Source organism: Armatimonas sp. (assembly GCF_964826245.1).
In genome coordinates this window covers 1-7,313 of record NZ_CBAYMC010000217.1, presented here as the reverse complement: position 1 = coordinate 7,313, position 7,313 = coordinate 1, and the positions used below count along the sequence as shown (strand labels likewise).

The window sequence follows — 7,313 nt, the reverse complement described above, 5'->3', positions numbered from 1 at the left end:
TGGAGGCGACGGCTCAAGAGGCGGCACGGCTCTCCCGGGTGAAGTACAACGCCGGGGTGAGTGAGGGCACCGTCTCACCTCTCTTAGACCTCGCCGATGCCCAAGCCGCTCTGACGCAGGCTCAGAGCAATGTTATCAACGCCCGCTGTGAGCTACTCAGCGCACGGGCACGACGCGATCGGGCTAGGGGCGCAAGATGACGGTCTTGGCGCGGATCGTCTCGGGGAGGGCGCGGAGCTTTTCGACGTCCTCCGCTGAGAGACCAACCCCGTTCGGGCCCGCCACGATCGCGGTGAGCCGAAGCGGATTGATCCCGGCTTGCTGAATGGCCTCAACTTCGTCACTGGTCATGCTCGCTGCCGAGTAGAGCGGGGCGTCGTTGGGGCCGAAAAGCCCTGCGGTCTGCGCATTGGCTAGCTGCGTAAAGCTGCGCCCATCTACGAGGACTCCCGTATAGGCACTCTGCGGCGGTGGCTCTGGCGTGGGGGCTACCGGGGTGCCTGCGCCTTTGGCCAGAGTGACGTAGACAACGCCCCCACGGACATTCTGCTCACCCGGCGGCGGAGACTGATTAACGATACTCCCTGCAGGAACCGTGGCGTTCCCCACCTCAGGGGTCTGCGGGGAGAGGCTTAGGGTCAAGCCAAAGCCTGCAAGGGCTTTCTCTGCATCCGTCCGCTGCATCCCCACGACATTGGGGACACGGGCATGGACGATCGCACTGGCACTCTCTGACGGATTGGTCGGAGCTGGGGTTGCTAGAGTGACCGCAGGCGCTGTTTTATTTTTATTTTCTTGTGCGAGCTTGTTCTTGCGGATGACCTCGGCGACGTGCTTAACCTCACCGCTATTGATGGTACTGTTGCGCCAGAGCAGGAAAAGCAGGCTGCCGACCAGCACAAAAGCGCCCACTAACAAGGCGGCACGGAGCGCGTAGTTGGTGAGAGTGGCACGGTTTTCGGTCTGCTCTCGGTTATTTTCTTGTTCGACAAGCTGCTGAATGCGAGCACGCGCTTCGTGGACTTTACGAGGGAGCCCCTCAAAGCCCATGATCGTGCTATCGGGTCGCTGCCCCGTGAGGTTGTAGAGGTGCACCAGCTCGTCGTGCTTTACCCGAACAATCCCCAGATCGTGAAGAAGCGACTTCCAGTGTTCTTTTTCGGCAACGGCATTAAAGACAGCAGCCGAGACGAGAATATGCCCCTCATCGCCACAGTCCATGACGCGCTGGGCGATATTGATGCCCTCGCCCGCCACATCCATAATCCCATCGCCGTCTTCGTCCACGATCACAACCGGGCCGGAGTGAATCCCCATGCGCAGACGGAACGGTGCGCCTACCTGCTCCCGGAGGCCTGAGGACTGGTGCTTGATCACTTCATCCAAGGCGACGGCAGCGGCAAGAGGGAACTCTATGTCTTGGAAGAAAACGACCGCCATTCCATCGCCGGTCTTACGCACCATCAGCTGGCTGTCGTTGCGAGCCGCTTGAAAGGCAGGAAGATTATAGACCAGGTTTTGCAGCACCACTTGGACAGCCGCCTGTGAGTCGGCGGTGAGCCGTGAGTAGCCGACAAAGTCTAAGAAGAGTGTGTGGGCAAGGCGCTTGGGCTGAATTTCCGAGAGTGACATGTTTTTAATTCTGACGACAAAAAGAGTATTCTGGTTCCACGATGCACCGACTCGTGCAAAACCATACTGAGCATGATACAGTAAGCCCAACACATGGCACGCACAAACAATAGCTTTTGGTATTTTAGCTTTTACTTTTTCCCAAACCGGGAGGAAGCTGCTTTGTAGCGTCGCCAGACACCAGAGCTAAGCCCGCCCGGAAACAACCGGAGCGGGCTTTTTGTTTTTTGAAAAGAGAAGAAATCCATGGATCAGATTGTCGACAAACGTGATGAACGCGCCGTGGTGCGCACCGTCCTTCCTGCCCCCGCGATTCTGCGGGAAGAGTTTCCGGTGAGTGCCGCTGCCTACCACACGGTCAATGCGGGACGAGTGGCGATTCAGCGCTTGTTGAGCCGCCAGGACAGCCGCTTTCTCGTGGTCACCGGCCCTTGCTCCATCCACGACCCGGAGGCCGCCCTCGACTACGCGCGCCGCCTCGCTCCGCTGGCGGAAAAATACGCCGATAAGCTGGTGGTGCTCATGCGGACGTACTTTGAGAAGCCACGCACCACCGTGGGCTGGCGTGGGCTCATCAACGATCCGCACTTGGATGGCACCTACGACATGAGCGAGGGGCTACGCCGGGCAAGAAAGCTTCTCGTCAAAATAACGGAGCTGGGCTTGCCTGTCGCCACCGAGCTCTTAGATACCGCGACTCCCGACTACTTCGCCGATCTGATCTCGTTTGGCTCGATTGGAGCCCGCACCACCGAGAGCCAGCCACACCGCGCGATGGCGAGCGGCATGCCCATGCCGGTAGGCTTCAAAAATGGCACGGATGGTGAGCTCCAGATCGCGCTGGATGCGATGCAGTCGGCGCAGAGCCAGCACTCTTACTTGGGCTTCAACGAAGAGGGCCGCTGCTGCGTGATTCGCACGCCGGGCAACTCGGATGTGTGTCTGATCCTGCGGGGTGGTAAGAAGAGCCAGCCCAACTACGATAGAGTCAGTGTCGCCCGCGCAGTAGCGTGTCTCGATAAAGTGAGCCTGCCCCCGGGTATCGTCGTGGATGCCAGCCATGCCAACTCCGGCTACGACCCGGAGCGCCAGCCCTTTGTCGCCGAGAAGATCGGCCGTCAGCGGCTAGAGGGCGATAAGTCGCTCCTAGGCGTGATGATCGAGAGCAACTTAGTGGGAGGGAAACAGAGCATCAGCCCCGAGATGGTCTACGGAAAGTCCGTCACGGATGCCTGTCTGGGCTGGGACGACACGGAGGCACTTTTAGGGCGGCTTCACGCGATGTTTTAAGCTAAAATAGGGTCATGAATAGCCTGGTTCCGCGATTTGGTGATGGACGTGACTGGTGGTTTGAGCGCCGCTACGGGATGTTTGTGCACTGGGGGCTCTACGCGATAAATGGCTGGCACGAGCAGGAACAGTGGAGGCGGCGGGTGCCACGCAGCCAGTACACAAAGCTTGCGGCGCAGTGGAACCCGACGAAGTTCAGTCCCGAGGCGTGGCTGGACCTGGCGCAGGAGGCGGGGATGGAGTATCTCTGCCTCACTACCAAGCACCACGATGGGTTCTGCCTCTGGGACACGAAGCTCACGCGCTACAACACGATGAACACGCCCTACGGCAAAGATATCGTCAAGCTGCTCGCTGAGGCGTGCCAGAGGCGCAAGTTCCCGCTGTGTCTGTACTACTCGATCGCGGACTGGCACCACCCGAGCTACCCCAACCAGGGGCGGCACCACGAGATCCCCGCGCAGCCAGAAGACAGCCCCGACTTACTGGCCTACACGGAGTTTGTGCGGGGGCAGGTGCGCGAGCTTTGCACCCACTATGGCGAGCTCCATGGCTTCTGGTGGGACATGAACGTGGACCTGCACCGCGACACGAGCATCAACGCACTCATCCGTCAGCTCCAGCCCAAGGCCGTGATCAACGACCGGGGCTACGATGAGGGCGATTTTGGCACCCCCGAGCGCGACTACGAGAGCAAAGTGGACTTTCTGCGACGCGTGGAGGCCTGTCAGTCCGTGGGGATGGAGAGCTGGAGCTGGCGAAAAAACGAGGACTACTACACCGACCGGCACCTGATGCGCTCGATTGCTAAGTTTCGGGCGCGGGATGCCAACTACCTGCTCAATGTCGGGCCAAAGGGCGACGGCACGATTCCAGTGGAGTCTGCGGGGATTCTCAAGCGGATAGGGCGCTGGTACAAGGCCGTGCGCGAGGCGTTTGAGGGCACGACGCCCTGCTCGGAGCTTGCGGCCAATAAGAGCGTTTTACTCACCCGAAAAGCCAATACGCTCTATGTTATCTGCCACACGGACTTGGTGGGAAGCGCCATCAAGCTCAAGCCGCTTGCTATTGCCCCGGCACGGGCCACTCTCCTCAATACAGGCAAGCCCGTTGCCTTTTCCCTGGAGATGACCCCAAGCGACCATGTGGAGCACCAAGCCTTTCTGAGGCTCACGGGCTTGGCTACCAATACCCTCGCCGATACGACACCGGTCATCAAGCTGGAGTTCGACCATCCACTACCCGCGCTTGTCACACCAAGATCAAACAAGCCCGGTGATGTGCTGATTCGCTAGCGTCTTTGCTTCTGGGGCTCTGCATAGAGCTCCGCGAGGGCCTGATGAGGATTTTGGGGGTTGCGCTCCGCCTCTTCCAGTAGCTCCTCGTGGCGCTTTTTGATGGCCCGCATCTTTCGGATCGCGCGGATGGTGAGGGCGATAATCGTGGGGATGCCAAAGACCCAGACTGCGATGCGAAAGTGCTCGTAGGATTCCATGCGGGTATAATACCCGCATGGCCAAGATCAATTCCGGCGACACCGTTACAATCGCCGTGCGCGAACAAACTCCCGCTGATATCAAGAGCGGACTCTACTATCCTCACTACGCTGGCATGAGCGGCACGATCCTGAAAGTCTACGATGAGGAAGCGTCGGTGCTGGTAGACCGTGATGCGCTTCCGACGGAGCTTCGCAAGCGCCACGAAGAGAACGAGAAGGCCATGAAAACCAAGTGGCTCGATGGGCTCTCTGAGGAAGCACGAAACCGCCTGACGGGGGCGGAGAAGAAATTCGCTCTCAACTACGCCATTCTTGTTGCGGTCGCGGATCTTGCCCCCGGCGAGGCCAAGCGTATCACCCCCGATGAGCTTACGGCCAAAGAAGAAGAGTTCCTGGCTAGCCGAAAATAGATGCACATCTCGCCGATTGGGAGAAACTCGTTTAAGGTTCGTGCGGGGCTTGCGGCACTATATCTCGTGCTCAGCCTTGGTGCGGTCACGACTCTCTATCCGTTTTTATTGATGCTCTCGACGGCCACCAAGAGCCAGTCGGACTTCAACGACTACGCTCCTGCTCGGCTGATCCCTGCCTACTGGCGCGAAGATTCGGCGCTCTATGTCAAGTACCTTGAGGATCGCTACGCCAATAACATAGACGAGCTCAACGCGGCCCACCACGCGGACTATAAAAAAGTCGCGGAGGTGCCTCTTCCGACAGGCGATACGGATAAAGTGGGGGAGTGGGACGCGTTTGTGGCGAGTCTCCCAGAAAGCCTCTTGCGGGCGGGCTTTGGGGAGCATGAAAACGCCCCTGCGCCGCTTCTGATGCGCTTTCGAGACTGGCTCCGGCAAAAATACAACAACGATATTGATGCCGTCAATAAAACCTGGCGCGAGGAAAATGTCCGGTTTGAGACCATCACCGCCCCGATTGAGAAACCCGCACTTCGGGCGTGGATGCCCCAGAGTGAGCGCCCCAAGGTCAAGGACTGGCAGGAGTTCCGCCGGAGCCTCCCGAAGAACTACCTCATCCCGACATTTGGGGATGCGCTCTGGCGAAAATACCTCAAGGAGGATGTGTACCAGGGGAAGCTAGAAGGCCTGAACGCTGCCTGGAAAACCGATATTGCGGACTGGAGCGCCCTGACTCTCTCGCCCAAAGCTCCCGCAGGAGCGAGCTACACGGACTGGGAGGCGTTTATGCGCACCAAGTTCCCACTCCGCATGCTCCAGATCGAGGTAAGTGCCGCACCCGCGTGGCAGGCGTTTCTCACCAAGCGCAAGCGCCCACTAATCCCGCTGCCCGCCGCGCCTCCTGCCGATGGTATCTCACTGACGGACTGGATGGAGTTTATCAAGACCGATGCCCCCATCAGTGCCTTCAAGGCCGTAACCCCCGAGACCCTATGGCGCGAGAAGCTAGGCGACCCCGCTGCCCAGCCTCCCCAAGCACTCGCCGACCTTGCCTTCGTCAAGGGCCACGGCTCCGAGCTACGCCGCGACTTTGCAGGCCGCAACTTTGTCCATGTCTACCGCCAGCTCATGACCGGCGGGCAGAGCGGTCGTACGCTCTTTAACACGGTGGTGTTCTGTGTCCTCTCGATCCTGGGAGCACTCATCGTCAACCCGCTGTGTGCCTACGCGCTCTCGCGCTACCCGCTGCCCTACACCTACAAAGTGCTGATGTTTCTCCTGGCGACCATGGCCTTTCCCGCCGAAGTGGCCATGATCCCGAACTTTCTGATGCTCAAGAGCCTGGGGCTGCTCAATACCTTCGGCGCTCTGATTCTCCCTGGCCTTGCCAGCGGCTACTCGATCTTCTTGCTCAAAGGTTTCTTCGACTCACTCCCCAAAGAGCTCTACGAAGCGGGCATCCTCGATGGCGCGACCGAGCTGATGATGTTTGCACGGATCACGCTCCCGCTCTCGCTGCCGATCTTCTCTGTCATCGCGCTCAATGCCTTCACCGGAGCCTACGGGGCGTTTCTCTTCGCGCTGGTTGTCTGTCAAGACCCGAAGATGTGGACGATCATGGTGGCGCTCTACAACTTGCAGTCCAATGCCCCCCAGTACGTCATCTTCGCCGCCTTGACGCTGGCCGCCCTCCCGATTCTTATCGTCTTCCTCGCCGCTCAAAAAGTGATTTTGCGTGGCATTGTCCTGCCCAGCTTCAAGTAGCTAGGCCGTTGTGGGGCCTGACTGCTGGCTGGTCGGGCCGCACTACAACAAGGTTCCCTAGATCTGCTCCGTGAAAATATCTATCGGGGAAGGGGTGCTTTCTTGACCTTCACACCGCCTGTTGGGTCGTCGAGCTTCTTCTTACTGGTCTTCATCTGCGCCCCACCGAGCTCACTGCCCGCGTCTTGGTCTTCGTCAAAGTCGCTTACCCGTGCGCCACGGCTCTCGTCCTCGTGTGCAGGAAGCTGGGAGTCTAGCCACTCGTCGTCGGTGGTGGGCGGAGGTGTGGGGGCATTGCTCGGTTGCATGCCCCAGCCGTTTTTTTGTGGCACGGGAAGATTGTCCCAGTCAATATCCTGAACTTCTTCACCCGCGCTGTTGTGCTTGCCCTTGTTGGACAGTCCAAATCCTGATGCCATCTTACTTTCCTTTTCTCGCTTTCTGTGAGCACAGTATAGCCAAAATAGCGCGAAAAAGCAAACATCTGTTTTTTTATTGACTCTGACCTGCAATGCGGGTATCTTCAGGACAATGGACAACACAACAGAGCCCAATAAGCGCGAGCTGGCGGCGCAGCGACTGACGGCGCGGGTGCGCTGCGCGGGCTGAGCGAGCAAGATCGGGCCGTCGGCTCTGAAGACAATTTTGGCGGGTCTGCCGCAGGAGAAGCACCCCGATGTTCTGGTGGGGCTAGACACGTCTGACGATGCAGGCGT

General features: G+C 59.1%; 7 protein-coding genes and 1 pseudogene. 5 read left to right on the top strand and 3 right to left on the bottom strand.

Annotation, left to right across the window (positions count from 1 at the left end; all coding sequences use genetic code 11):
* Window positions 1-200 (top strand): annotated as a pseudogene (locus AC1XOS_RS17535) (hypothetical protein); the annotation flags it as partial.
* Here the strand turns inward: AC1XOS_RS17535 and AC1XOS_RS17530 are convergent.
* Window positions 184-1,632: a PASTA domain-containing protein gene (locus AC1XOS_RS17530; protein WP_481963512.1), complete on the bottom strand. Its 1,449-nt coding sequence runs from the start codon at window positions 1,630-1,632 to the stop codon at window positions 184-186. The pseudogene AC1XOS_RS17535 and the gene AC1XOS_RS17530 overlap by 17 nt on opposite strands.
* A 246-nt stretch (window positions 1,633-1,878) precedes the next feature.
* On the opposite strand from AC1XOS_RS17530, the gene AC1XOS_RS17525 reads away from it, so the two are divergent.
* The gene (locus tag AC1XOS_RS17525; protein WP_481963511.1) at window positions 1,879-2,922 is read left to right on the top strand and encodes a 3-deoxy-7-phosphoheptulonate synthase; all 1,044 of its coding nucleotides are present in this window, start codon (window positions 1,879-1,881) and stop codon (window positions 2,920-2,922) included.
* Between the two features lie 14 nt (window positions 2,923-2,936).
* A complete protein-coding gene (locus tag AC1XOS_RS17520; RefSeq protein WP_481963510.1) occupies window positions 2,937-4,217 on the top strand; it encodes an alpha-L-fucosidase in 1,281 nt (426 codons plus the stop codon).
* On the opposite strand, the gene AC1XOS_RS17515 is transcribed toward AC1XOS_RS17520, so the two are convergent.
* On the bottom strand, window positions 4,214-4,417 hold the full coding sequence (locus AC1XOS_RS17515; protein ID WP_481963509.1) for a hypothetical protein: 204 nt from the start codon (window positions 4,415-4,417) through the stop codon (window positions 4,214-4,216). The two genes, AC1XOS_RS17520 and AC1XOS_RS17515, sit on opposite strands and share 4 nt — an antisense overlap.
* Window positions 4,418-4,434: 17 nt before the next feature.
* Here AC1XOS_RS17515 and AC1XOS_RS17510 point away from each other — a divergent pair, with 17 nt between their 5' ends.
* Together AC1XOS_RS17510 and AC1XOS_RS17505 are read left to right on the top strand one after the other, a co-directional pair.
* Entirely contained in the window at window positions 4,435-4,830 is a 396-nt protein-coding gene (locus AC1XOS_RS17510) for a hypothetical protein (protein WP_481963508.1), read from the top strand.
* On the top strand, window positions 4,831-6,597 hold the full coding sequence (locus tag AC1XOS_RS17505; protein ID WP_481963507.1) for a carbohydrate ABC transporter permease: 1,767 nt from the start codon (window positions 4,831-4,833) through the stop codon (window positions 6,595-6,597). It abuts the gene before it with no gap.
* 80 nt (window positions 6,598-6,677) lie between these two features.
* On the opposite strand, the gene AC1XOS_RS17500 is transcribed toward AC1XOS_RS17505, so the two are convergent.
* Window positions 6,678-7,016, bottom strand: a complete 339-nt coding sequence (locus tag AC1XOS_RS17500) for a hypothetical protein (RefSeq protein WP_481963506.1) — start codon at window positions 7,014-7,016, stop codon at window positions 6,678-6,680.
* Window positions 7,017-7,313: the final 297 nt, after the last annotated feature.

Coding starts and splice junctions, on each gene's coding strand:
- AC1XOS_RS17530 (WP_481963512.1), bottom strand. CDS start 1,632: ATGTCACTCTCGGAAATTCAGCCCAAGCGCCTTGCCCACACACTCTTC.
- AC1XOS_RS17525 (WP_481963511.1), top strand. CDS start 1,879: ATGGATCAGATTGTCGACAAACGTGATGAACGCGCCGTGGTGCGCACC.
- AC1XOS_RS17520 (WP_481963510.1), top strand. CDS start 2,937: ATGAATAGCCTGGTTCCGCGATTTGGTGATGGACGTGACTGGTGGTTT.
- AC1XOS_RS17515 (WP_481963509.1), bottom strand. CDS start 4,417: ATGGAATCCTACGAGCACTTTCGCATCGCAGTCTGGGTCTTTGGCATC.
- AC1XOS_RS17510 (WP_481963508.1), top strand. CDS start 4,435: ATGGCCAAGATCAATTCCGGCGACACCGTTACAATCGCCGTGCGCGAA.
- AC1XOS_RS17505 (WP_481963507.1), top strand. CDS start 4,831: ATGCACATCTCGCCGATTGGGAGAAACTCGTTTAAGGTTCGTGCGGGG.
- AC1XOS_RS17500 (WP_481963506.1), bottom strand. CDS start 7,016: ATGGCATCAGGATTTGGACTGTCCAACAAGGGCAAGCACAACAGCGCG.